At 52.7% G+C, this 25917-nt stretch carries 23 protein-coding genes and 1 pseudogene; 11 read left to right on the top strand and 13 right to left on the bottom strand.

Features of this window, described 5'->3' with window-relative positions:
* Positions 1 to 26: 26 nt before the first annotated feature.
* The 4 genes and pseudogenes from gltB to OGX91_RS05030 all read left to right on the top strand — a co-directional run bounded on the left by gltB (position 27) and on the right by OGX91_RS05030 (position 7395).
* Positions 27 to 4487: a glutamate synthase large subunit gene (gltB, locus tag OGX91_RS05045; protein WP_286625734.1), complete on the top strand. Its 4461-nt coding sequence runs from the start codon at positions 27 to 29 to the stop codon at positions 4485 to 4487.
* A gap of 12 nt (positions 4488 to 4499) precedes the next feature.
* A complete protein-coding gene (locus tag OGX91_RS05040; protein WP_155021896.1) occupies positions 4500 to 5918 on the top strand; it encodes a glutamate synthase small subunit in 1419 nt (472 codons plus the stop codon).
* A 108-nt stretch (positions 5919 to 6026) separates the two neighbouring features.
* Positions 6027 to 6125: pseudogene (locus OGX91_RS05035) on the top strand (hypothetical protein); the annotation flags it as partial.
* A complete protein-coding gene (locus OGX91_RS05030) occupies positions 6115 to 7395 on the top strand; it encodes a cytosine deaminase (protein ID WP_005121339.1) in 1281 nt (426 codons plus the stop codon). The pseudogene OGX91_RS05035 and the gene OGX91_RS05030, both read left to right, overlap by 11 nt.
* Before the next feature lie 67 nt (positions 7396 to 7462).
* On the opposite strand, the gene nanQ is transcribed toward OGX91_RS05030, so the two are convergent.
* The 6 genes from nanQ to nanR all read right to left on the bottom strand — a co-directional run bounded on the left by nanQ (position 7463) and on the right by nanR (position 12958).
* The gene (gene nanQ / locus OGX91_RS05025) at positions 7463 to 7930 is read right to left on the bottom strand and encodes an N-acetylneuraminate anomerase (protein WP_040234182.1); all 468 of its coding nucleotides are present in this window, start codon (positions 7928 to 7930) and stop codon (positions 7463 to 7465) included.
* A gap of 2 nt (positions 7931 to 7932) precedes the next feature.
* The gene (gene nanK / locus OGX91_RS05020) at positions 7933 to 8802 is read right to left on the bottom strand and encodes an N-acetylmannosamine kinase (protein ID WP_286625731.1); all 870 of its coding nucleotides are present in this window, start codon (positions 8800 to 8802) and stop codon (positions 7933 to 7935) included.
* Positions 8799 to 9488, bottom strand: a complete 690-nt coding sequence (locus tag OGX91_RS05015; RefSeq protein WP_005121342.1) for an N-acetylmannosamine-6-phosphate 2-epimerase — start codon at positions 9486 to 9488, stop codon at positions 8799 to 8801. The genes nanK and OGX91_RS05015 overlap by 4 nt, the downstream gene beginning before the upstream one ends.
* Before the next feature lie 47 nt (positions 9489 to 9535).
* The gene (locus tag OGX91_RS05010; protein ID WP_199947182.1) at positions 9536 to 11026 is read right to left on the bottom strand and encodes an MFS transporter; all 1491 of its coding nucleotides are present in this window, start codon (positions 11024 to 11026) and stop codon (positions 9536 to 9538) included.
* Positions 11027 to 11138: 112 nt separating this feature from the next.
* On the bottom strand, positions 11139 to 12032 hold the full coding sequence (gene nanA / locus OGX91_RS05005) for an N-acetylneuraminate lyase (protein WP_199947183.1): 894 nt from the start codon (positions 12030 to 12032) through the stop codon (positions 11139 to 11141).
* 134 nt (positions 12033 to 12166) lie between these two features.
* The gene (gene nanR, locus OGX91_RS05000; protein WP_040234156.1) at positions 12167 to 12958 is read right to left on the bottom strand and encodes a transcriptional regulator NanR; all 792 of its coding nucleotides are present in this window, start codon (positions 12956 to 12958) and stop codon (positions 12167 to 12169) included.
* 360 nt (positions 12959 to 13318) lie between these two features.
* Between nanR and dcuC the strand changes: the two genes are divergently transcribed.
* Positions 13319 to 14686, top strand: a complete 1368-nt coding sequence (gene dcuC, locus OGX91_RS04995; protein ID WP_005121346.1) for an anaerobic C4-dicarboxylate transporter DcuC — start codon at positions 13319 to 13321, stop codon at positions 14684 to 14686.
* A 44-nt stretch (positions 14687 to 14730) separates the two neighbouring features.
* Here the strand turns inward: dcuC and sspB are convergent, their stop codons facing one another.
* The 5 genes from sspB to zapE form a co-directional block, all read right to left on the bottom strand.
* The gene (gene sspB / locus OGX91_RS04990; RefSeq protein WP_005121347.1) at positions 14731 to 15228 is read right to left on the bottom strand and encodes a ClpXP protease specificity-enhancing factor; all 498 of its coding nucleotides are present in this window, start codon (positions 15226 to 15228) and stop codon (positions 14731 to 14733) included.
* A gap of 5 nt (positions 15229 to 15233) precedes the next feature.
* Positions 15234 to 15872, bottom strand: a complete 639-nt coding sequence (sspA, locus tag OGX91_RS04985; RefSeq protein ID WP_003025132.1) for a stringent starvation protein SspA — start codon at positions 15870 to 15872, stop codon at positions 15234 to 15236.
* A gap of 316 nt (positions 15873 to 16188) precedes the next feature.
* Positions 16189 to 16581, bottom strand: coding sequence for a 30S ribosomal protein S9 (gene rpsI, locus OGX91_RS04980; protein ID WP_003025138.1), 393 nt, complete (start codon positions 16579 to 16581; stop codon positions 16189 to 16191).
* Positions 16582 to 16596: 15 nt separating this feature from the next.
* Positions 16597 to 17025 carry a 50S ribosomal protein L13 gene (gene rplM / locus OGX91_RS04975; RefSeq protein ID WP_003025141.1) on the bottom strand — a complete coding sequence of 143 codons (429 nt, stop codon included), beginning with the start codon at positions 17023 to 17025 and terminating at the stop codon, positions 16597 to 16599.
* 218 nt (positions 17026 to 17243) lie between these two features.
* Positions 17244 to 18371 (bottom strand): cell division protein ZapE, encoded by a 1128-nt coding sequence (zapE, locus tag OGX91_RS04970; protein ID WP_040234158.1) that lies wholly within the window; start codon positions 18369 to 18371, stop codon positions 17244 to 17246.
* A 192-nt stretch (positions 18372 to 18563) separates the two neighbouring features.
* Here zapE and zapG point away from each other — a divergent pair, with 192 nt between their 5' ends.
* The 3 genes from zapG (at position 18564) to degS (ending at position 21655) form a co-directional block, all read left to right on the top strand.
* Positions 18564 to 18962, top strand: coding sequence for a Z-ring associated protein ZapG (zapG, locus tag OGX91_RS04965; RefSeq protein WP_005121352.1), 399 nt, complete (start codon positions 18564 to 18566; stop codon positions 18960 to 18962).
* A 168-nt stretch (positions 18963 to 19130) separates the two neighbouring features.
* A complete protein-coding gene (degQ, locus tag OGX91_RS04960) occupies positions 19131 to 20498 on the top strand; it encodes a serine endoprotease DegQ (protein WP_040234159.1) in 1368 nt (455 codons plus the stop codon).
* Between the two features lie 89 nt (positions 20499 to 20587).
* Complete coding sequence (gene degS / locus OGX91_RS04955) at positions 20588 to 21655, top strand: outer membrane-stress sensor serine endopeptidase DegS (protein WP_005121354.1); 1068 nt, start codon at positions 20588 to 20590, stop codon at positions 21653 to 21655.
* 142 nt (positions 21656 to 21797) lie between these two features.
* On the opposite strand, the gene mdh is transcribed toward degS, so the two are convergent.
* Positions 21798 to 22733 carry a malate dehydrogenase gene (gene mdh, locus OGX91_RS04950; RefSeq protein ID WP_040234161.1) on the bottom strand — a complete coding sequence of 312 codons (936 nt, stop codon included), beginning with the start codon at positions 22731 to 22733 and terminating at the stop codon, positions 21798 to 21800.
* 436 nt (positions 22734 to 23169) lie between these two features.
* Between mdh and argR the strand changes: the two genes are divergently transcribed.
* Both argR and yhcN read left to right on the top strand, forming a co-directional pair.
* Complete coding sequence (gene argR, locus OGX91_RS04945; RefSeq protein WP_003025162.1) at positions 23170 to 23640, top strand: transcriptional regulator ArgR; 471 nt, start codon at positions 23170 to 23172, stop codon at positions 23638 to 23640.
* Positions 23641 to 24018: 378 nt separating this feature from the next.
* The gene (yhcN, locus tag OGX91_RS04940; protein ID WP_005121357.1) at positions 24019 to 24285 is read left to right on the top strand and encodes a peroxide/acid stress response protein YhcN; all 267 of its coding nucleotides are present in this window, start codon (positions 24019 to 24021) and stop codon (positions 24283 to 24285) included.
* A gap of 49 nt (positions 24286 to 24334) precedes the next feature.
* On the opposite strand, the gene OGX91_RS04935 is transcribed toward yhcN, so the two are convergent.
* Positions 24335 to 24619 (bottom strand): barstar family protein, encoded by a 285-nt coding sequence (locus tag OGX91_RS04935; protein WP_005121358.1) that lies wholly within the window; start codon positions 24617 to 24619, stop codon positions 24335 to 24337.
* A 419-nt stretch (positions 24620 to 25038) separates the two neighbouring features.
* On the opposite strand from OGX91_RS04935, the gene xapA reads away from it, so the two are divergent.
* Positions 25039 to 25872 carry a xanthosine phosphorylase gene (xapA, locus tag OGX91_RS04930; RefSeq protein WP_286625610.1) on the top strand — a complete coding sequence of 278 codons (834 nt, stop codon included), beginning with the start codon at positions 25039 to 25041 and terminating at the stop codon, positions 25870 to 25872.
* The last annotated feature ends 45 nt before the right edge of the window (positions 25873 to 25917 follow it).

Genomic DNA, 25917 nt, shown 5'->3' with positions numbered 1-25917 from the left:
CGCAGAGCCTGGGGAGGTTCACTGATATGTTGTACGATAAATCCCTTGAGAAGGATAACTGTGGTTTCGGCCTGATCGCCCACATAGAAGGCGAACCTAGCCACAAGGTAGTGCGTACCGCCATACACGCGCTGGCCCGTATGCAGCACCGTGGCGCAATTCTTGCCGATGGCAAAACCGGCGATGGTTGCGGCTTGCTGTTACAAAAACCTGACCGTTTTTTCCGCATTGTTGCGCAAGAGCGCGGCTGGCGTTTAGCTAAAAACTACGCCGTTGGCATGATCTTTTTAAATAAAGACCCCGAACTGGCGGCGGCATCTCGTCGCATTGTTGAAGAAGAATTGCAGCAGGAAACCCTGTCGATCGTAGGCTGGCGCGACGTGCCAACCAACGAAGGTGTTCTCGGTGAAATAGCCCTTTCCTCCCTGCCTTGTATTGAGCAAATTTTTGTCAACGCCCCTGCTGGCTGGCGTCCACGCGATATGGAGCGCCGCCTGTTCATCGCACGCCGTCGTATCGAAAAACGCCTCCAGGACGATAAAGACTTCTACGTCTGTAGCTTATCGAATCTGGTCAATATCTATAAAGGTCTGTGCATGCCGGCGGATCTGCCGCGCTTTTACCTGGACCTGGCAGACCTGCGTCTGGAATCGGCCATCTGCCTGTTCCACCAGCGCTTCTCCACCAACACCGTGCCGCGCTGGCCACTGGCGCAGCCATTCCGCTATCTGGCGCACAACGGAGAAATCAACACCATTACCGGCAACCGCCAGTGGGCGCGCGCCCGTACCTATAAGTTCCAGACCCCGCTGATCCCGGATCTGCACGACGCCGCGCCGTTTGTTAACGAAACTGGCTCAGACTCCAGTTCGATGGATAACATGCTGGAACTGTTGCTGGCTGGCGGGATGGACATTATCCGCGCCATGCGCTTACTGGTTCCACCGGCCTGGCAGAACAACCCGGATATGGATCCGGAACTGCGCGCGTTCTTTGATTTTAACTCCATGCACATGGAACCATGGGACGGCCCGGCAGGTATTGTCATGTCAGACGGTCGTTTTGCCGCCTGTAACCTTGACCGTAACGGCCTGCGCCCGGCGCGCTATGTCATCACCAAAGACAAACTGATTACCTGCGCCTCTGAAGTCGGGATCTGGGATTATCAGCCGGATGAAGTGGTCGAGAAAGGTCGCGTCGGACCGGGCGAACTGATGGTTATCGATACCCGCAGCGGACGCATTCTGCATTCCGCCGAAACTGATGACGACCTGAAAAGCCGTCACCCGTACAAAGAGTGGATGGAGAAGAACGTCCGCCGTCTGGTGCCGTTCGAAGACCTGCCAGACGATCAGGTCGGCAGCCGCGAACTGGACGATGACACCCTCGCCAGCTACCAAAAACAGTTTAACTACAGCGCCGAAGAGCTAGACTCCGTCATTCGGGTACTGGGAGAAAACGGTCAGGAAGCCGTTGGGTCAATGGGTGACGATACTCCGTTTGCCGTGCTCTCCAGCCAGCCGCGCATTATTTATGACTACTTCCGCCAGCAGTTTGCGCAGGTCACCAACCCGCCGATCGACCCGCTGCGTGAAGCACACGTCATGTCGCTGGCCACCAGCATCGGTCGTGAGATGAACGTCTTCTGCGAAGCCGAAGGCCAGGCGCACCGCCTGAGCTTTAAATCGCCGATCCTGCTGTACTCCGATTTCACCCAGCTCACCACCATGAAAGAGGAGCATTATCGCGCTGACCGTCTGGATATCACCTTTGATGCGACCGAAACTACGCTCGAAGAGACCGTCAAAGCATTGTGCGATAAGGCGGAACAGATGGTGCGCAACGGCACGGTGTTGCTGGTACTCTCTGACCGCAACATCGCCAAAAACCGTTTGCCGGTTCCGGCGCCAATGGCCGTGGGCGCAGTGCAAACGCGTCTGGTAGAACAAAGCCTGCGCTGCGACGCCAACATTATCGTTGAAACCGCCAGTGCCCGTGACCCGCACCATTTTGCTGTCCTGCTCGGCTTTGGCGCGACGGCAATCTATCCGTATCTCGCGTATGAAACATTGGGACGCCTGATCGACACTCAGGCGATTGCCAAAGATTACCGGACCGTGATGCTGAACTACCGTAACGGTATCAATAAAGGTCTGTACAAAATCATGTCCAAGATGGGCATCTCGACCATTGCCTCTTACCGCTGCTCGAAGCTGTTTGAAGCCGTTGGTCTGCACGATGATGTGGTTGCGCTGTGCTTCCAGGGCGTGGTTAGCCGCATCAGCGGCGCAGGATTTACCGACTTCCAGCAGGATCTGCTGAACCTCTCCAAACATGCATGGCTGGCGCGTAAGCCCATCAGCCAGGGCGGTCTGCTGAAGTACGTCCACGGCGGCGAATACCACGCCTACAACCCGGACGTGGTGCGCACGCTACAACAGGCAGTGCAAAGCGGCGAGTACAGCGACTATCAGGAATACGCCAAGTTGGTCAACGAGCGCCCAGCGGCCACGCTGCGCGATTTGCTGGCGATTACGCCTGGCGATGAAGCGGTAAGCATTAACGAGGTCGAACCTGCGACCGAACTGTTTAAGCGCTTTGATACCGCCGCCATGTCTATCGGCGCATTAAGCCCGGAAGCACACGAAGCGTTGGCCGAAGCGATGAACAGCATCGGCGGTAACTCGAACTCCGGCGAAGGCGGCGAAGACCCAGCGCGCTACGGCACCAACAAAGTCTCCCGTATCAAGCAGGTGGCTTCTGGTCGCTTCGGCGTAACCCCGGCGTACCTGGTCAACGCCGACGTGATTCAGATTAAAGTCGCTCAGGGCGCGAAACCTGGCGAAGGCGGTCAATTACCGGGCGACAAAGTCACCCCGTACATCGCCAAACTGCGCTATTCGGTACCGGGCGTAACGCTGATCTCCCCGCCGCCGCACCACGATATCTACTCTATCGAGGACTTAGCGCAGCTGATTTTCGACCTCAAACAGGTCAACCCGAAGGCGATGATCTCGGTGAAGCTGGTTTCCGAACCGGGCGTCGGCACGATCGCCACCGGCGTGGCGAAAGCCTATGCGGATCTGATCACCATCGCTGGCTACGACGGCGGCACTGGCGCAAGCCCGCTCTCCTCCGTGAAATATGCAGGTTGCCCGTGGGAACTCGGTCTGGTGGAAACCCAGCAGGCGCTGGTGGCTAACGGTCTGCGTCACAAAATTCGTCTGCAGGTCGATGGCGGTTTGAAAACTGGTGTCGATATCATTAAAGCAGCGATTCTGGGTGCAGAGAGCTTCGGTTTCGGTACCGGCCCAATGGTCGCGCTGGGCTGTAAATATCTGCGTATTTGCCACCTGAACAACTGCGCAACCGGTGTTGCAACTCAGGATGAGAAACTGCGTAAGAACCACTATCACGGCCTGCCGTTCAAAGTGACCAACTACTTTGAATTTATCGCTCGTGAAGTGCGCGAGCTGATGGCGCAACTGGGCGTTACCCGCCTGGTGGATCTGATTGGTCGTACCGACCTGCTCAAGGAGCTGGATGGATTTACCGCCAAACAGCAGAAGCTGGAACTGTCTCGTCTGCTGGAAACCGCCGAACCGCATCCGGATAAAGCGCTGCATTGCACCGAGAACAACCCGCCGTTTGATAACGGCGTGCTGAACGCCCAGCTGTTGCAGCAGGCGAAGCCGTTCGTCGATGAGCGCCAGAGCAAAACCTTCTGGTTCGATATCCGCAACACCGACCGTTCCGTTGGCGCGTCGTTATCAGGTTATATTGCCCAGACTCACGGCGATCAGGGGCTGGCGTCTGATCCGATCAAAGCGCACTTCAGCGGTACTGCAGGCCAGAGCTTTGGCGTGTGGAACGCGGGCGGCGTGGAGCTGTATCTGACCGGCGATGCCAACGACTATGTCGGTAAAGGCATGGCGGGCGGCCTGCTGGCGGTACGTCCTCCGGTTGGCTCTGCTTTCCGTAGCCATGAGGCGAGCATCATCGGTAACACCTGCCTGTATGGCGCCACCGGTGGTCGCCTGTTTGCTGCGGGTCGTGCGGGTGAGCGCTTTGCGGTGCGTAACTCCGGCGCAATTACCGTGGTTGAAGGTATTGGCGACAACGGCTGTGAATACATGACCGGCGGCATCGTCTGTATTCTCGGCAAAACCGGCGTTAACTTTGGCGCAGGCATGACCGGCGGATTCGCCTACGTGCTCGACGAAGACGGTGAATTCCGCAAACGCGTAAACCCGGAACTGGTCGAAGTGCTGAACGTGGACTCGCTGGCTATCCACGAAGAGCACCTGCGCGGCCTGATTACCGAGCACGTACAGCATACCGGTTCTTCACACGGCGAAGAGATCCTGGCTAACTGGCCCGCGTTCTCAGCGAAATTCGCGCTGGTAAAACCAAAATCCAGTGATGTGAAAGCACTGTTGGGTCACCGTAGTCGTAGCGCAGCTGAGCTGCGTGTGCAGGCGCAGTAAGGGGTAGCAGCAATGAGTCAGAACGTATACCAATTTATCGACCTGCAGCGCGTTGATCCGCCAAAGAAACCGCTGAAGATCCGTAAGATCGAATTTATCGAGATCTACGAGCCGTTTTCTGAAGGTCAGGCCAAAGCACAGGCAGATCGCTGCCTGTCCTGCGGTAACCCGTACTGCGAGTGGAAATGCCCGGTACATAACTACATCCCGAACTGGCTGAAGCTGGCTAACGAAGGACGTATTTTTGAAGCAGCAGAGCTGTCGCACCAGACCAACACGCTGCCGGAAGTTTGCGGTCGTGTCTGTCCGCAGGACAGGCTGTGCGAAGGTTCATGTACGCTGAATGACGAATTCGGCGCAGTGACCATCGGCAATATCGAGCGTTATATCAACGATAAAGCCTTCGAGATGGGTTGGCGTCCGGATATGACCGGCGTTCGCCAGACGGACAAACGCGTGGCGATTATCGGTGCGGGTCCGGCAGGTCTGGCCTGTGCGGATGTACTGACCCGCAACGGCGTGAAGGCCGTTGTGTTTGATCGCCACCCGGAAATCGGTGGTCTGCTGACCTTCGGTATCCCGGCCTTCAAGCTGGAAAAAGAGGTGATGACCCGCCGTCGTGAAATTTTCACCGACATGGGCATCGAGTTCAAACTCAACGTCGAAGTGGGCCGTGACGTGCAGCTCGAAGCGTTACTGAAGGATTACGACGCTGTGTTCCTGGGCGTCGGCACCTACCAGTCGATGCGCGGCGGGCTGGAAAACGAAGATGCTGATGGCGTGTTTGATGCCCTGCCGTTCCTGATTGCCAATACCAAACAGTTGATGGGCTTTGGCGAAAGCAGCGACGAGCCATACATCAGCATGGAAGGCAAACGCGTCGTCGTACTCGGCGGCGGCGATACCGCGATGGACTGCGTGCGCACTTCGGTTCGCCAGAATGCTGCACACGTCATCTGCGCCTATCGTCGCGACGAAGAGAACATGCCGGGTTCCAAACGCGAAGTGAAAAACGCGCGTGAAGAAGGCGTCGAGTTCCAGTTCAACGTCCAGCCGTTAGGCGTGGAAGTGAATGCCAACGGTAAAGTGTGCGGCGTGAAAATGGCGCGCACCGAAATGGGCGAACCGGATGCGAAAGGTCGCCGTCGTGCGGAGATCGTCGCCGGTTCCGAACACGTTGTTCCGGCTGATGCGGTGGTCCTGGCGTTTGGTTTCCGCCCACACAGCATGGAATGGTTGAAAGAGCACAGCGTCGAGCTGGACTCTCAGGGGCGTATTATTGCTCCGGAACGTAGTGACAACGCTTTCCAGACCAGCAACCCGAAAATCTTCGCCGGTGGCGACATCGTGCGTGGTTCGGATCTGGTGGTCACCGCAATTGCCGAAGGTCGTAAAGCGGCTGACGGGATCCTGAATTACCTGGAAGTGTAAGTCAGCTTTTTCTGGCATCTTATCGTCCTCCGGGGATAAGATGCCAAATTCCTTCCGCAATACTGCCAAACCTGTAGATTAAGCCAGTATCACAACTCATTTTCTACGGTGTTCGCCATGCCTGGCGGCGTATTCAGCTATATCCTGCTGAACCCACTTTTTAATCGTAGCCTTGCAATATCCCCGGAGGTCAGTCATGCAGAATAACACCATCACCCTAACTCAAACCCGTCTGCAGGGGCGTGAAGGATTGTGGCAAATCACGATTGAAAACGGGCGTTTTAGCCGTATTGCCCCCCAGGAAACAGCATCTGCGCCACAGGGCGAGGTGCTTGATGCTGAAGGCGGGCTGGCCATTCCCCCTTTCGTTGAACCACACATCCACCTCGACACAACGCAAACGGCAGGGGAGCCCAGTTGGAACCAATCGGGTACGTTGTTTGAAGGTATTGAGCGCTGGGCCGAACGCAAGGCGATGCTCACCCACGAAGACGTGAAGACCCGCGCCATGCAGACCCTCAAGTGGCAGATGGCCAACGGCATCCAGTATGTCCGAACTCACGTAGACGTTTCCGATCCTACGCTGACGGCACTGAAAGCCATGCTGGAGGTGAAGCAAGAAGTCGCGCCGTGGGTAGAGCTGCAAATTGTCGCCTTCCCGCAAGAGGGTATTCTTTCTTACCCCAACGGCGAAGCGCTGTTAGAAGAAGCCGTGCGTTTGGGTGCCGACGTCATTGGCGCAATTCCTCACTTTGAATTCACGCGTGAATATGGCGTTGAGTCGCTGCACAAAACTTTCGCCCTGGCGCAGAAGTATGACCGACTTATCGATGTGCACTGTGACGAGATTGATGATGAGCAATCGCGCTTTGTTGAAACCGTCGCGGCGCTGGCACATCGCAATGGCATGGGATCGCGCGTGACAGCCAGCCACACCACGGCGATGCATTCCTACAACGGCGCATATGCTTCCCGCCTTTTCCGTCTGTTAAAAATGTCAGGTATTAACTTCGTAGCGAATCCGCTGGTGAATATTCACCTGCAAGGACGTTTTGACACCTATCCTAAGCGCCGTGGCATCACCCGCGTCAAGGAGATGCTGGAGGCGGACATCAATGTTTGCTTTGGCCATGATGACGTTTTTGACCCGTGGTACCCGTTGGGAACCGCGAATATGCTGCAAGTTCTGCATATGGGATTACACGTGTGTCAGTTGATGGGGTACGGACAAATCAATGATGGGCTAAATCTCATCACCACCCACAGCGCGAAAACCCTACACTTACAGGACTACGGTTTAACTATTGGAAATTCCGCTAACCTGGTGATTTTACCTGCAGAAAATGGATTTGATGCGGTTCGCCGCCAGACACCGGCACGTTATTCAATTCGCCATGGGCGGGTTATTGCCGAGACCGTGCCAGGTCAGACAACGCTCCATCTGGCACAGCCAGAAGCAGTAACGTTTAAGCGCTAGATTTTCTTTTCGGAAATAGCCGCAGACTCACAGCCTGCGGCAAAAACTTATGGCGAAATATTTTCTGTCAGGCAGCTAACAAACTGGCGCGCACCTTCACAACAACTTTTTTGATTTCCGCTGGAGTCCCCGCCACACAGCCCGGTTTATGTGGTTCACCCGGCATGAAAATTGCGAACGTACCAGGGATGAGCGTAATGGCCTGTTCATCATGAATTTCAGCGCACAGCTGGTAATCCTCTGCAATATGCATCTCTTCACACTGCCGGGCAGACCCCGTCATACCAAACAGAATACGCTCTTCACCCGCCAGCAGTACCTGAATATCAATATATTGCTCGTGCAACTCCGCTTTCTTTTGCTCCGGTTGCTGCGTAACAAACTGCATAACGTTCATAAAGACATTCTCGCCTTGCAGCTCATAGCGCCCCGGTGCTTTATCCTGCGGTTTTGCCGCAACAGCCTGCGTTAATGCCTGCTGCAATACCGGATGCAATCCAGCAGAAAGCTGAGACTGTAAATCCCCTGACATCATCATCATTCTCCCTGGGCCAACAGCGCGGCCCCCAGTAGTCCAGCGTCATGACGGTAATGTGCCGCCAGTAATTTCACGTGATAAGCCGCGGGTTCCTGTACCAGCCAGGCTTTCACCTGCGCCAGATAACCTTCAGCCAACCCGACGCTTCCGCCAATAACAACGCACTGGCAGTCGGTTGTTGCCTTCACATCGGCAATCAGACGTGCCAACGTGCATGCCGATCGTTGGATCAATTGACACGCCTGCTCGTCCCCCTGTCCGGCCCGGCTAAAAATAGTTTTTGCATCACATCCAGCAAGTGAGCCTTCGGCTGCCGCTGCAATCCCACGGCCAGAAGCGATAGCTTCCACGCACCCCACACGTCCACAACCACATTGCGGGCCATTCGGATCCGCCAGTGTATGACCTACATGCCCCGCCAGCCCCCCGGCCCCGGTTAACAACTTTCCGTTGCTAACCACGCCGCCACCAACACCGGTCGAGACAGTAATAAACGCCATATCGTGGTATTCCCCGCCAAGTGCATGATATTCAGCCCACGCAGCGGCCTGTGCGTCATTCACCGCCAACGTCGGGAGACCGGTGAGAGACTCCAGCGTTTGCACCAGCGGGGAATGCATCAATCCCCCCAGATTTAATGGATTCAGTGCCAGGAGCGCGCCCTCACGGATGATGCCGGTCGAGGCAATCGCCACGCGCTGAGCCTGCGCCAGCAACGGCTCAATCAGCGCTTCCAGGGCAGCTCGCAGCGCTTGTGGTGTTTTGCTGGCGGGTGTCGGAAGTTCGTGACGGTCACGCATTTGCAGGCGACCATCCACCAGTGCAGCGGCCAGTTTAGTGCCGCCGATATCAATCGCCAGGGTGGTCATAGCGCGGCCTTCTTCATCGCCGTGGTGTACCACTGGCAAATGTGTTCCAGTCGGGTAATAGCAGAACCCACTGTCACCGCCCAGGCCCCGTGACGCATGGCTTCAGCTGCTTGTGCTGGCGTGTTATAGCGTCCTTCGGCTATCACCCGACACCCGGCATCACGTAACGCTTTCACCAGCGCCAGATCCGGCTCATCTGGTGTTTCTGGTGTCGTATAACCCGACAGCGTCGTACCAATAATTTCCGCGCCGAGTTGCCGGCAGGCCAGGCCGTCTTCCAGCGATGAACAGTCGGCCATGGCCAGACAGTGATGTTGATGAATTCGTGCCAACAGTGCGGCGACGGGAACAGGGCGCACGCGGTCTGTACCATCAATCGCTATAATGTCAGCGCCCGCCTGCGCCAACGCATCGACATCATCTAAAAATGCAGTGATGCGTACCGGGGAGTCAGCAAGATCGCGTTTCAGAATACCTATAATTGGCAGCGAAACGACCGCCCGGGTCGCCCGCAGGTTCTCCACGCCTTCAATACGCAGCGCCACCGCACCCGCCTGCTCGGCTGCCAGCGCCATGGCGGCGACAATTTCAGGTTTATCCAGCGGGCTGTCAGGAACGGGCTGGCAGGAGACAATCAGTCCGCCATCAGCGGCAATTTTTTTATCCAGTAGCTCAAGTAACGACATACATCTTCCCTTTCGAATCTTGCCCGGCTCAACGCCGGGCAAGCGGATTAACTTTTTGATTTCACCATGGTGCTTTTATCGCCGCCAAACGGCACTGCCCCACTAAACGGTTTACCATCAATGGCATCATGTGTACGTAGTGCTTCAGGCCGCAGCCAGCGCTGTACACGAGACGGCATATCAAGACCAATCAGCAGGATCACGACAAAGGTCAGGCCGAAAGAGAGCGATCCCAGCGCAGTACCCAGATCCAGACGTTGTGCAATCAGCGCTCCGATGATCGGCGCCAGTGCCCCACCAAGTGCCCCGACGTTGTAGGTAAACCCCAGGCCTGCGGCACGTTGGTCGGTATCGAAATAACCACCAATGAGTTTTGGTAAGATCCCGGAGATCCCCTGCCCAAGCATTTGCTGGAAAAACAGCAGTAAACCCAGGACCCAGACGTTGGCTCCGCCAATCGCAAACACAGGGATAATCAGCAACTGCGAGGCCAGCAGACTGCACACATAAGCCTTACGGGTACCCAGCCAGTCGCCAAGGAAACCACCGACGCAGCAGCCAACCGCCGCACCAAAGCCGCTAAAGAACAGGACCCTGGCAACCGTTGAAGGGTCATACATCAGTTCAGTTTTCAAATACGTTGGCAGCAGCGCCTGAATCGGCCACGAGTAGAGAAACGCGAACAGCACGACAACCATCAACATCACCCCCGTCGGCCAACGTTTACCGCTGCTTTGCACCATAAAGCTAATGAAGATGAAGGCACACATCAGCCCGAGGATCGCCACGATTGCCGCATTTTGCAGGTCGCCCGCAAAACAGAACCACAGCGCAGTCGCCGCTACGATGGTCATCAAGATATTGATTACCCGATGTTCGCCCCGATAGAGAATGTCCACCATCGTGCGTACCGGCGCTTTACCTTCGTGTTTTTCTTTCCAGTCCTCTGCCTCCGGAATATTTTTACGCAGCCAGAGGGCAAAGATAATCGGCAGAATGCCGATGAAGAACAGCGCACGCCATCCCCAGACCGGAACCACCAGGCTATAAACCTGGGCGGCAATCACTGCGCCAACGGAGAAACCGGAAATCAGGAAGCCACTGGCTTTGTTTCGCAGGTGCTTAGGCCAGCTTTCAATAACGTAGGTGGCGCTGGAGCCGTACTCGCCGGCCATTCCCATACCGATAACCAGGCGGGCGATAAACATGGTGGTGTAGCCCGGTGCGAAGCCGCAGGCCAGCGTCCCCACAGAGAATAGAATGATGCTGGTGACCATTGCCAGGCGACGTCCATAGCGGTCACCCATCGCACCCAGCATTAACCCGCCAAACCAGCGAGAGATGAAGGCGGCTGAAATCAGGCTGGCCGCCTGCACCGTCGTCAAACCGAATTCACCTTGTACTTCTGTCAGCACAAGGGCGATTAACACAAAATCAAAACCATCAAGCAGATACCCCAACCAGGCGGCAGAAAATGCCCGCCATTGTGCCCGGTTGAGATGGCGATACCACGGGATGCTCTGGGGTGAAGTACGCATTTTACTCTCCCGACGATCTTTTGTTGTTGTGCCGGATGGCGGCTTCGCCTTTTTCCGGCCTACGGTCGAAAAATCCAGGCCGGGCAAGCAAAGCGCCCCCGGCTACCCGCGGTTACGCTTTTTCCGCCAGCAGTTGGTTTGCCAGCGCTTTCAGTTCTGGCAAATATTGTTCATCTACGGGAGCGAACGGTTTACGGCACAACGGTACAGAAACCACATCCATATAGTGCAGTACCGTTTTCAGACCGCGGAATACGCCAACCTTGATGAGCAGATCGATAACCTTATTGCACTCGGTTTGCAGCTTTTGTGCAGCCCGGATATCGCCTTCTTTGAGCGCTTTCACAATTCCCTGATAACGCCATCCCATGATGTTGTAAGTACTGCCAATCCCACCATCCGCACCGGCCAGCAACCCAGAAGCGAAAATCTCGTCATAACCGTTGTAAAGCACCAGATCGGGGTGAGCGCGGCGGATCTGTTCCATCTGATAGAGATCGCCTGAGGTTTGCTTCAGCGCGCCAACACCCGGCAACGTCACCAGCGTGTTGATCTGATCCAGCGTCAGTTTTACGCCGCTCAGTGCCGGGATGTTATAGACCACCATCGGTAAACCCTCAGCGGAATCAATAATTGCGCGGTAGTGATCGCAATGTTCTTCAAAGCTGAACGGATAGTAAAACGGGGTAACCGCGGAAACTGCGTCAAAACCATAACGGTGTGCGGCGCTCGCCAGCTGCTGGCTTTCTTCAGTACTCACCGTGCCAACGTGGGCAATTAAGGTCATTTTACCTTTCGCTTCTTCAGCAACAATTTCCAGCACCTGCTCTCTTTCAGCACGATTCTGCACAAAAGCTTCCCCCGTTGAGCCACCAACATAGAGCCCATCAACGCCCTGCCCGATGTTGAAGCGCACCAGACGACGCAGGCTCTCGATATCCAGTCGCTGTTGGTTATCGAATGGGGTTAACAATGCCGGCATTACGCCTTTTAAATCTCTTGCCATAACGACCTCTGTCAATGATTAGTGTTGACTGACTGCATACCTTTATACCTGTTATACCAGATCAAATAAGCAGCAATACAATACGGAACGCTTATAGTGCGATCTGCTTCACTAAACGATCGTCGGGATCGCGATCACTTACGCAATTTTTTGTTTTTACTGAGGGCGTGCCAGGTGGCGGAAACGCTGTTGAGATGTTCTTGTAATGCGCGGTCGGCTTCATCAGGATCATGCTGACGAATAGCCTCAACAATATCAATGTGTTGTTGATAACTCACGTTATTGTGCTCGTACAGCTCTTGATCGGGGACGGTTGGACGTGCGGCAATCAGCCAGTCCAGCAGCGCGACGTGGATCGCCATAAAGATAGGATTACCGGGGATCTCTGCCAGCACACGGTGGAAGTCAACGTCTGAACGGATGAAGAGCGCATTGTCTTCCAGCGACTGACTGTTGATCTCCAGTGCTTTCGCCAGTCTGTCGATTTGCTCGTCAGTGGCATGCTCTGCGGCATAACGCACCAGGCTGGATTCAAAGAACAAGCGCAGCTGCTCAAAATGGGAAATACCACCAGGATGTGAGAGAAAATCTTTCGCCATGCCGGACAGTTCACTGATAATCGTATCGGCCGAAGGACGTGAAACGCGGGCGCGTTCACCGTTGTTAATTTGCACCAGACCTTTGCGTTTTAACGCGGCCAGGGCTTCTCGTACAGAAGGACGGCCAACATTGAAGAAAGCCATCAGTTCTCGTTCTGACGGCAACTGTTCCCCTTCGCCAAATTCCCGACGGCGAATCATCTGCTCCAGTTCTTCTTCAACCATTTCAGACAGTTTTTTACGCGCCAGCGGGCGGCTGCGTAAGCTACGGCCAATGGTGGATGGAGAGTCTTCAGCTTGCGAATCAAATGCGTTCATAGGGTCCATTCAGCTAAGTCGTGGTGACAAATAACAGCGGGTTCATCGTAACACAGGATCGAAAGCAGGGTGAAATGGTGGTCAGTGGGGGATAAGCTCATACAAATAATATATAAAATTTCTATATTTAAATATGAATGATTGAGTGGACAGTTTTTTATTACCATGGAGGAAAACTAACTTTATGAAATCCGCGAATATGATCTTTAAAATAAATCATAAGGCACTATTTTAAAACGAAAAATAACCAATGCTCGATTATAAAAACACGATATCCACTCCAAAATACATGCCAGAAAAAATATAACATCCGCATTTAAAACAGCGTTATTACCGGATTTATCTTCTTCTCTGGCATGGAGTGAAAAAATGTTCGGCATTATTATCTCTGTCATCGTTTTATTAACGATGGGTTACCTGATCCTCAAAAACTACAAACCACAGGTAGTACTGGCAGCAGCCGGGATCTTCCTGATGATCTGCGGCGTCTGGTTGGGGTACGGCGCACTGGTCGCCAGCGACAAAAGCAGCGGTTATCTGCTGGTCGATATTTATAATGAAATTCTACGTATGCTTTCAAACCGGTCGGCAGGCCTTGGGCTGTCCATCATGGCAGTAGGCGGTTATGCCCGCTATATGGACAGAATGGGAGCCAGCCGGGCAATGGTCAGCCTGTTGAGCCGCCCACTCAAGCACATCCGCTCACCCTATATTGTGCTTGCCGCGACGTATGTAATTGGTCAAATCATGGCACAGTTCATCACCAGTGCTTCCGGATTGGGCATGCTGCTGATGGTTACGCTCTTCCCAACGCTGGTCAGCCTGGGCGTGAGCCGTTTATCCGCGGTAGCGGTCATTGCCACCTCGATGTCGATTGAATGGGGCATTCTGGAAACTAACTCAATTTTCGCCGCACAGGTTGCGGGGATGAAAATAGCCACTTATTTCTTCCACTACCAACTTCCTGTCGCATCCTGCGTCATCATCGCCGTCGCCATCGCACACTTTTTCGTTCAACGCCGGTTTGATCAAAAAACACAACCAGACAGCACAGGCTTCAGTGAACAAAAGACGCTGGAAGATGTGCCGCCACTCTATTACGCCATTTTACCGGTGATGCCGCTGCTCCTGATGTTGGGTTCGCTGTTGCTGGCGCATATGGGATTAATGCAGGCAGAGTTGAATCTGGTGGTGGTGATGCTAATGAGCTTGACGCTGACCATGTTTGTGGAGTTTCTTCATAAACATAATCTGCGTGAGACTATGGATGATGTGCAGGCGTTTTTTGACGGCATGGGAACACAATTTGCCAACGTCGTCACACTGGTGGTGGCCGGTGAGATCTTTGCCAAGGGTTTAACCACTATCGGCACCGTTGATGCGGTGATTAAAGGTGCGGAACACTCCGGGCTTGGCGGTATCGGTGTGATGATCATTATGGCCGTGGTTATCGCCGCCTGTGCAATTGTAATGGGATCCGGGAATGCACCGTTTATGTCATTCGCCAGTCTGATCCCGGATATTGCTGCGGGGCTGCATATTCCTGCGGTTGTGATGATTATGCCGATGCACTTCGCCACCACGCTGGCACGTGCGGTTTCACCGATTACCGCTGTGATTGTCGTGACATCCGGTATTGCTGGCGTGTCGCCTTTTGAGGTAGTAAAACGGACAGCCATCCCAATGGCGATAGGATTTGTGGTCAATATGATTGCCACTATCGCGCTGTTTTATTGATATCTGACGCAGAATGCAAAACAGGCCCGCAAGGGCCTGTTTGATTATTTCACTACGCGTAGCGCCGGACGCCCACCGCGAGGAGGCGGCGGTGTGTCGTCAGGATCGTCATCGTGATTATCCGGTTTATCGCCATCAATCACCGACATCACCGTTTCGTTTTCGCCTTCAGGCACGACATCGTCATCATTGAGGCTGTCGACATCTTCGTCATAGGCCGCTTCAGGTTCAAACATCGTTCCTGCGCCGTTTTCACGGGCATAGATCGCGAGTACCGCCGCCAGTGGTACGGAAACGTTGCGCGGCACGCCGCCAAAGCGCGCGTTAAAGCGCACTTCGTCGTTTGCCAGTTCCAGATTGCCCACGGCACGCGGCGCAATATTCAAAACAATTTGCCCGTCACGTGCATATTCCATCGGAACCTGCACGCCCTGGAGCGTCACATCCACCACCAGGTGCGGCGTGAGCTGGTTGTCTAGCAACCACTCATAGAATGCGCGCAGCAGATACGGACGGCGTGGCGTTAACTGTGGCAAATCCATACAGGTTAACCCCGGCCCAGACGCATTTCACGTTCAGGCTCAGTCAGAGAAGCCAGGAAAGAGTCACGTTCGAAGACGCGAGTCATGTACCCTTTCAGTTCTTTCGAACCCGCACCGTTGAATTCAATACCCAGCTGCGGTAAACGCCACAGCAGCGGCGCCAGGTAGCAATCTACCAGGCTGAACTCATCGCTCAGGAAGTAAGGTTTCTGGCCAAATACTGGCGCAATTGCCAGCAGTTCTTCGCGCAGACGCTTACGCGCGACTTCGGCTTCAGAAGCAGAACCGTTCACGATGACGTTCATCAGCGTGTACCAGTCTTTTTCAATACGCTGCATGTACAGGCGGCTCTCACCACGCGCAACCGGGTAAACCGGCATCAGCGGAGGATGCGGGAAACGCTCATCCAGGTATTCCATAATGATGCGAGATTCCCACAGGGTCAGCTCACGATCCACCAGTGTCGGGACGCTCTGATTCGGGTTGAGGTCGATCAGATCCTGCGGTGGATTGTCCTTTTCCACGTGCTCAATCTCGAAACTAACACCTTTTTCAGCCAGCACGATGCGGACCTGATGGCTATAGATGTCAGTAGGACCAGAAAACAGCGTCATTACCGAACGTTTGTTGGCAGCGACAGCCATGAAAACCTCCAGGTATATTCAGAATTTTTACTGCTACCAGCCACTATGTGACCAGCCAGAAGTGATGTCACCCAGATTCGGGAAAGTCATTACTGTTCAAAATACAAACAAAAAATGAACAATACCGGATATTTGGGCAGAAAATTGGATGATAGTTTACCAGATTTTGTGACCTTTGTGGTGAGTCGATTCTGGAAATGGGGAAAAAGAGGTGGCAATCAGCGGATTACCGTGGTTCTACGCGGAGAAATAACCATAAAAAAACCCGCCGAGGCGGGTTTTTTCGCAAATTGTCGTCTGCCGGAGCAGTGTACAATTAACGTTTGGAGAACTGAGGACGACGGCGTGCTTTACGCAGACCGACTTTCTTACGTTCAACCTGACGAGCATCACGGGTAACGAAGCCAGCTTTACGCAGTTCGCCACGCAGGGATTCGTCGTACTCCATCAGAGCGCGGGTGATACCGTGACGGATCGCACCAGCCTGACCAGAGATACCACCACCTTTAACAGTGATGTACAGATCCAGTTTCTCAACCATGTCGACCAGTTCCAGCGGCTGACGAACTACCATGCGGGCAGTTTCACGACCGAAGTACTGTTCCAGAGAACGTTGGTTGATTACGATTTTACCACTGCCCGGTTTGATGAAAACGCGAGCTGCGGAACTTTTGCGGCGACCAGTGCCGTAGTATTGATTTTCAGCCATTGCCTATAATCCCGATTAGATGTCAAGAACTTGCGGTTGCTGTGCCGCGTGGTTGTGCTCGTTGCCAGCGTAAACTTTCAGTTTACGGAACATAGCACGACCCAGCGGGCCTTTTGGCAGCATGCCTTTAACCGCGATTTCAAGCACACGCTCAGGACGGCGAGCAATCATCTCTTCAAAGGTCGCTTGTTTGATACCACCGATGTGACCGGTGTGGTGATAGTACACTTTGTCAGTACGCTTGTTGCCGGTTACAGCAACTTTGTCAGCGTTCAGAACGATGATGTAATCACCGGTATCTACGTGCGGAGTGTATTCCGCTTTGTGCTTACCGCGCAGGCGCAGAGCCAGTTCGGAAGCCAGACGGCCCAGAGTTTTACCGGTCGCGTCAACAACATACCAGTCGCGTTTTACGGTTTCTGGTTTAGCTGTAAAAGTTTTCATTAAAAGCTTACCCAAATAAATAAGTTACACGTTGGTGAACACCCAAACGTTTTGTCAGTTGAGGTTCACACGACATTGTCCAGCAAACCTACCCCTTCGAATAGCCTATGCCGGCGCATAGAAAGTTTTGGGAAAAAAACTCTCTCGTAACGTGGGGTCGCAAGATTATAGAGAAGTCAGGGTCAAAGATCGACCCCTTTATGTGATTTGCGGCAGGTTTAACCGGCTAAATGTTCCCGCTTCAGATACTCCTCGCTTTGCATCTCCTGCAAACGCGACAAACAACGCTGGAATTCAAACTTCAGGCGCTCGCCCTGGTAGATTCCATATAAAGGCGCTGCGGCGCTGACCACCAGCTTAACGTGGCGTTCGTAGAACTCATCAACCAGCGCGATAAAGCGTCGTGCCTCACTCTCCATCAGCGTCGTCATGACCGGTACATCAAACAACAGCACAGTGTGGAACAGGCGCGACAGTGCAATGTAGTCATGCTGGCTACGCGCATCGACACAGAGCGTAGTGAACGATACCGCCAGCGTTTGGTTCTCAACGGCCAGCGTCTGCATCGGACGATGATTGATCTCCAGCGTCGGCGCATGTTCACCTTTGGTTCCCGCTAATGCCAGCCAGAGTTTATCCATCTGTTGGCGGGTTTCCTCATTCAGTGGCGACAGCCACAAATGCGCCTGCGTTAAGGTGCGCAGACGATAATCGACGCCAGCATCAACATTCATGATGTCGCAATGCTGTTTGATAGCATCAATGGCAGGAAGAAAACGCGCACGTTGCAAACCGTTACGATACAGTTCATCTGGCGGAATATTGGAGGTCGCGACCAGCGTAATGCCACGGGCAAACAGCGCCTTCATCAGGCCGCCGAGCAGCATGGCATCGGTGATGTCAGAAACAAAAAACTCGTCAAAGCACAGCACATCCGTTTCGGTTTTGAAGCGGTCAGCAATCACTTCCAACGGGTCGGTCTGGCCTTGCAGAGCCGTCAGCTCTTCATGCACGCGCAGCATGAAGCGGTGAAAGTGCAAACGCTGTTTACGTCCGCCAGGCAGACTATGGTAGAACAAATCCATCAGCCAGGTTTTCCCGCGCCCTACGCCCCCCCACATATACAGACCACGCACTGGCGTGTTTTCTTTCGGCTCACGTTTACCCAGCAATTTACCAAAGCGGGCCATCAGTCCACTCTCCTGCGCCGCTGGAGGTGCAATCGTCGTGAGCTCCTGGTAAATCGTTTCCAGTCGATTCACCGCTTCTTGTTGTACGTTGTCGGGTTGATGGCTGCCGTCGTTAAGGGCCTGCAGGTATCGCGATGTCGGGGAAAGGCTTTGCATGATGTTATTGTTATTCCTTGAGAATCGATGTGCCGTCGCTCACGGTTGACGAAAAAAAGGCCGTTCTACATTACGTGATATAAACACGGGATTCCACTTCTACGGGATTAGCGGTTATAGTGGCATAATCAGGCGCAGGCATGGAGCCTAAAGCCAACACCCTACGGAAACACAAGACAACGGGAGATGTTCATGACCTGGGAATATGCGCTAATTGGGTTAGTCGTCGGTATCATTATTGGTGCTGTAGCCATGCGTTTTGGTAATCGTAAATTACGCCAACAGCAGGCATTACAGTACGAACTGGAAAAGAACAAAGCTGAACTGGAAGAGTACCGCGAAGAGCTGGTGAGTCATTTCGCCCGCAGCGCTGAGCTACTGGATAACATGGCTGATGATTATCGTCAGATCTATCAGCATATGGCGAAAAGCTCCAGCAGCCTGCTGCCGGGCATGTCAGCGGAAAACAACCCATTCCGCAATCGTCTGGCTGAGTCTGAAGCAGGTAACGATCAGGCGCCGGTTCAGATGCCGCGTGACTATTCCGAAGGGGCTTCCGGCCTGCTGCGTAGTGGCGCAAAGCGCGACTAAACGCACATCGTTAAGAAATTTATTGGGCGCAGCAATTGCGCCCTCCGCTTCTCTTCCCGTCCCAGCTATTATTTAGTCGTTAGCCTCATTGTGACCAAACCGAAAATTCAATAACATCAAACTGTTTTGAATCATCTTCCGTTTACTCAAGGTACGAGAGCAGGATCCATGAAAAAACAAACCCAGCTGTTGAGTGCATTAGCGTTAAGTGTCGGGTTAACTCTCTCGGCGCCATTCCCGGCCGCAGCGTCGATTCCCGGTCAGGTTCCCGGGCAGGCTGCGCTCCCCAGCCTCGCCCCGATGCTGGAGAAAGTGTTACCTGCCGTGGTGAGCGTAAGGGTCGAAGGTACCGCCACTCAGGGGCAGAAAGTCCCGGAAGAGTTCAAAAAGTTTTTTGGTGATGATCTTCCCGATCAACCTTCCCAACCTTTTGAAGGGTTAGGTTCCGGGGTCATTATTGATGCCGCCAAAGGCTACGTCCTGACCAATAACCACGTCATTAACCAGGCGCAAAAAATCAGCGTCCAGCTTAATGATGGCCGTGAGTTCGACGCTAAGCTTATCGGCAGCGACGATCAGAGCGACATCGCTCTGCTGCAAATTCAGCATCCCAGCAACCTGACGCAAATTGCCATTGCCGACTCCGACAAACTCCGCGTGGGTGACTTTGCTGTCGCCGTCGGTAACCCGTTTGGCCTGGGACAAACTGCCACCTCTGGCATTGTATCGGCTTTGGGGCGCAGCGGGTTGAACCTCGAAGGTCTGGAAAACTTTATTCAGACTGACGCTTCCATCAACCGGGGTAACTCTGGCGGTGCATTGCTTAACCTCAACGGTGAGCTGATTGGTATTAACACCGCGATTCTGGCTCCCGGCGGCGGCAGCATTGGGATCGGCTTTGCTATCCCCAGTAACATGGCGCGCACGCTGGCGCAGCAGTTAATGCAGTTTGGCGAAATCAAACGCGGTCTGTTGGGTATTAAAGGGACTGAAATGACCGCTGACATCGCTAAAGCATTCAAACTGGATGTACAACGTGGCGCGTTTGTCAGCGAAGTTCTGCCTAACTCTGGTTCCGCAAAAGCGGGGGTGAAATCCGGTGATGTTATTACCAGTCTTAACGGCAAACCGCTCAGTAGTTTCGCCGAACTGCGTTCACGTATTGCGACAACCGAACCGGGGACCAAAGTCAAACTGGGCCTGCTGCGTAACGGTAAACCACTGGACGTTGAAGTGACGCTGGATACCAGTACATCATCTTCCGCCAGTGCGGAAATGATTGCTCCGGCGTTGCAAGGAGCCACGCTCAGCGACGGGCAGCTAAAAGATGGTGCCAAAGGCATTCGAATTGATAACGTTGAAAAAAGTAGCCCAGCTGCACAGGCCGGCCTGCATAAAGATGACGTTATCATCGCCGTTAACCGCGATCGGGTGAACTCGATTGCCGAAATGCGCAAAGTGCTGGAAACGAAACCGTCAATCATTGCTCTGCAGGTCGTTCGTGGAAACGAGAGTATTTACCTGCTTTTGCGTTAACCAGGACAACCGGACATCAGCCCCCCGTGTGATGTCCGGTAAACTCGTGATATGCTGCTGCCGTTCCCTTTTTTAATGACGCCGCCATCATGTTTGTGAAGCTTTTACGTTCGGTCGCGATTGGTTTAATCGTCGGCGCCATTCTGCTGGCCGCGATGCCCTCTTTGCGAAAAATTAATACGCTTACCGCACCACAGTTCGACAGCACAGATGAAACACCTGCCAGCTATAACCCGGCAGTTCGCCGTGCTGCGCCTGCCGTGGTCAACGTGTACAACCGCAGTATGAACAGCACGACGCATAACCAGCTTGAGATCCGCACGCTCGGTTCAGGCGTGATCATGGATCAGCGCGGCTATATCATCACCAACAAACATGTCATTAATGATGCCGACCAAATCATCGTCGCATTGCAGGATGGGCGTGTCTTTGAAGCGTTGCTTGTTGGCTCCGATACCTTAACCGACCTTGCGGTGCTGAAAATCAACGCAGCAGGCGGGCTGCCGACGATCCCGATTAATAACAAACGTGTACCGCATATTGGTGATGTCGTGCTTGCCATTGGTAACCCGTACAACCTCGGACAAACCATCACTCAGGGGATCATCAGCGCCACGGGTCGTATTGGCCTGAACCCAACGGGTCGGCAAAACTTCCTGCAAACAGATGCATCCATTAACCATGGTAACTCTGGCGGTGCGCTGGTTAATTCTCTGGGTGAGTTGATGGGGATTAACACACTGTCGTTTGATAAAAGCAATGATGGTGAAACGCCGGAAGGGATTGGCTTTGCCATTCCGTTTCAACTGGCGACGAAAATCATGGATAAGCTGATTCGTGACGGGCGCGTTATTCGTGGCTACATCGGCATCAGCGGGCGTGAAATTGCACCGCTGCATGCACAAGGTAGCGGCATGGATCAAATTCAGGGGATTGTCGTGAACGAAGTGGCACCGGATGGTCCGGCGGCCCAGGCCGGAATTCAGGTCAACGACCTCATCATTTCGGTCAATAATAAACCGGCAGTATCAGCGCTGGAGACCATGGATCAGGTCGCTGAGATTCGCCCCGGTTCGGTTATCTCCGTGGTCGTGATGCGCGATGATAAGCAATTGACGCTGCAGGTCACGATTCAGGAATATCCGGCGACCAACTAACGCGGATATAAAAAAACCGGAAATCATCCGGTTTTTTTAACATTTCGATGGGCTTGTAGGCCGGATAAGGTGTTTACACCGCATCCGGCATCTGTATGCCTGATGGCGACGCAAAACGTCTTATCAGGCCTACCGAAAAGCGTTATTTAACGAACTCTTCGCCCAGCGTGATATCTTTCTTCAGCGTGTCCAGCATGCCTTCCAGCGAGCTTTGTTCGAACGCGCTCAGTTTACCGATGGACTGACGTTCTTCTACGCCATTTTTGCCCAGCAGCAGCGGCTGAGAGAAGAAGCGGGCGTATTGGCCATCGCCTTCAACGTAAGCGCATTCCACCACACCTTTTTCGCCGCTCAGCGCGCGAACCAGTGACAGACCGAAACGTGCTGCAGCCTGACCCATAGACAGGGTTGCAGACCCGCCACCGGCTTTTGCTTCCACAACTTCAGTACCCGCGTTCTGAATACGTTTGGTCAGGTCAGCCGCTTCTTGTTCAGTGAAGCTTACGCCAGGAATTTGTGACAGCAGCGGCAGAATGGTCACACCAGAGTGTCCACCGATAACCGGGACTTCAACGTCGCCAGGCTGCTTGCCTTTCAGTTCCGCCACAAAGGTGTTGGAGCGGATGATGTCCAGCGTAGTTACGCCAAACAGTTTGTTCTTATCGTATACGCCTGCTTTTTTCAGCACTTCAGCAGCGATAGCAACGGTCGTGTTCACTGGGTTAGTGATGATACCGATACACGCTTTCGGACAGGTTGTAGCAACCTGCTGCACCAGATTCTTCACGATGCCAGCATTCACGTTAAACAGGTCAGAACGATCCATACCTGGTTTACGTGCAACACCCGCAGAAATCAGCACCACGTCAGCACCTTCCAGTGCAGGGGTCGCATCTTCACCGCTGAAGCCTTTGATTTTCACAGCAGTAGGGATATGGCTCAAATCAACGGCCACACCAGGCGTTACTGGAGCGATGTCGTACAGGGAGAGTTCTGAACCTGAAGGCAGTTGGGTTTTTAACAGTAATGCTAGCGCCTGACCGATACCACCAGCAGCGCCGAGGACTGCAACTTTCATCCTAAACTCCTTATTATATTGATAAGCAAAATGTCTATTGCTCCGCGGCGGCGACCTTAATTCACAAATCCAACGAATTCAATAACCACGCTTCAAGAATGCGTAGTCACGCAAATTTGGCTTTTATGCATTTAACTTACGTAAAATAAAACCTAAGTTACGTAATTCAAAACCACTCGCACAGTAGAGCAACTTTCCAACAGGTGCTGACAATATACCCTACAGCCCTCTCAAAACAACATCAATTTGATAACATTTAATTTACTTTTAATCTTATTTGCGAGCCGTGACACAGGCATGTTTCTTGATAACGAAATTTGATAAAATCCCGCTCTTTCATAACATTATTTCAGCCTTGAACGAGGCAGACCGTTTGCATAAAAATTCATCTGTATGCACAATAATGTTGTTTCTACCGCCATATTACGGGTGACTTATGCGAAGCTCGGCTAAACAAGAAGAATTAGTTAAGGCGTTTAAAGCGCTACTTAAAGAAGAAAAATTCAGCTCTCAGGGCGAAATCGTCCTCGCGTTGCAGGATCAGGGCTTTGATAATATCAACCAGTCCAAGGTTTCACGCATGCTGACCAAGTTTGGTGCCGTGCGTACCCGCAATGCGAAAATGGAAATGGTGTACTGTCTGCCTGCAGAGCTGGGAGTCCCGACAACGTCAAGCCCGTTGAAAAATCTGGTGCTGGATATCGACTACAACGATGCCGTTGTCGTTATTCATACCAGCCCAGGCGCTGCGCAGCTGATTGCCCGCCTGCTGGATTCACTGGGTAAAGCAGAAGGCATTCTTGGAACGATTGCTGGTGACGATACCATCTTCACCACACCGGCCAAAGGTTTTACGGTAAAAGACCTGTACGAAGCCATTCTGGAACTGTTTGAACAAGAACTGTAATCCCCTTCCCCGTCACGCCCAGTGGCGGGGGAAAAATCTCTCTTTTCTGCTCCCCTCCGCAACTTTCCACTACCGAACATTTAACAAATAGTGCGTTTCACCGCCAAAATACATTCACACAGTGAATGATACACATCAAAAACGCACAATTTGCAAAATATCGTATCTGAATGAATTAATTGATTTTATTTTCAAAAATAAGTTCTAACCTGTATTTTTAATTCCATATAGTTATAAAAAATACTTTTTTTAACACTTAATTACCACGGAAACAATTAGCGTGGTATTAATTTATCACGTGATTAGTGTATACTTGATTTTGTGATGAGGGTCACGAAACAAAGACCCTTAATAAAAGAATTCGACGAGGTAAATATCATGAAAATCAAAACCACTGTTGCAACTTTAAGCCTTCTCTCAGTTCTCTCTTTCGGTGCAAGCGCCGCTGTTAATCAGGTGAACTCGCAAGAAGCACAAAATCTGCAATCCATGGGTACCATCTCTGTATCTCAGATCGGTAGCTCACCAATGGATATGCGTCAGGCAATCGCCGCTAAAGCAGAAAAAGCGGGCGCCAGCAGCTATCGTGTCACTGAACTCCGTGAAGGTGCTCACTGGCATGCAACCGCAGAATTGTACAAATAAACCCTCGTCGTCTAGTCCGACGACTTGCCCCCGCCTGCCGGGGGCTTTTTTATGCCTGTTTTGAGTGGCGAACGTTAAAGCGTAACTGTCCTTCGAGCTCTTCTTCTGCTTCATCGAACAGTAAAATTAGCGCGCCATATCGCCTGCGTAACTTATCCGGTAAATGGACAAATTCGATTTCCAGAGGTAACGGCAAGATTTCCCCAACCACAACCTCCCACAAAGAATCTAAATCAACCACCTTTTCCCGGGCCAGACCGAATGTACGTGCAAACTCACGGTAGAAATCACTCTGATTTTCAATCTCGTCAAAATCAAACGTATAGATATTCATCTATAGCCACCATCCCGACGCCAGTTACTCAACAGACCACCGATATGCAGGGTCTTCCTCAACCTGTTTCCCCTGTATCCCGCCAGCAAAATTTTATGCTCCTGCGATCCAGGCATCGTTTATCACCCCAGCTAAATGCTCGTCTTAAGTATAGCCCTGCCTCAGTGTGCGTAATACGTCAGGAATGAACTGTTCATCGTTTAGACAAAGAGAGATACATCACATTTTTGTGCAAGCCTATGGCTGCGTTTCAGAAACAGTATGAAACACGTTGGCCATAACTTTCTGAAAAATAATAGATCAGATATTTATCTGATTTTTTCAATATAAAAATCATATCAATAACCGTATTTATCATATTTGATTTGAAATTGAAGCCGCCACAAAATGCCTGCGACTGAATAGTCTCTGGAGTCGATATGTCCATGTCTGTTGTCAACGATACCCCGTATGAAGCGGCTGAATTTCTGCGTGCTGCAAAACCCAATTTTCATCCACGTGTCGCTCTGATACTTGGGTCAGGTCTGGGGGCACTTGCCGATCGCATGGAAAATAAAACCACGCTTTCATATCAACAATTACCTGGGTTTCCGGTCAGCACCGTAATCGGCCATGCCGGGGAAGTGGTGATGGGAACGCTTTATGGTATCAACCTCATCTGCATGAAGGGGCGTGGGCATTTTTATGAAGGGCTGGGGATGGGCATCATGACCCATGCCGTACGTACCTTTAAACTGTTGGGCTGCGAATTTTTATTCTGTACCAACGCCGCGGGTTCGCTGAACGTAGATATTCCTGCAGGTAGTCTGGTCGCCCTCAACGATCACATCAACACCATGCCATCTACCCCACTTGTCGGGCCGAACGATGAACGCTTTGGTCCTCGCTTCTTTAGCCTCGCTAACGCATACGATCGCGAACTGCGCCAGCAGCTTCACGGAGCCGCAGAGCAGTTGGGTATCACGCTTCATGAAGGGGTTTTTGTCTCTTATCCTGGACCTAATTTTGAGACAGCTGCGGAGATTCGCATGATGCAGCGTATGGGCGGCGATGTCGTCGGTATGTCGGTGGTACCGGAAGTGATAGCTGCACGCCACTGTGGCCTGAAAGTACTGGCCGTTTCAGCCATCACGAATATGGCTGAAGGCCTCAGTGATGTTGAGCTTTCCCATGAACAAACGCTGAAATGCGCTGCCATGGTAACTGAAGATTTTATTCGTTTGATCGGCCAGTTCCTCAAGCAGTACGCCTGATCGTGGTTCCGTAGACGGACAGGTCGCCCTGCTCCGTCTGGAGAA

The sequence above is a fragment of the Citrobacter sp. Cpa228 genome, assembly GCF_030333085.1.
GTDB classification, from domain to species: Bacteria; Pseudomonadota; Gammaproteobacteria; order Enterobacterales; family Enterobacteriaceae; genus Citrobacter; species Citrobacter pasteurii.
The sequence above is the reverse complement of the archived record's forward strand: the minus strand, read 5'-3'. Positions and strand labels throughout refer to the sequence as shown.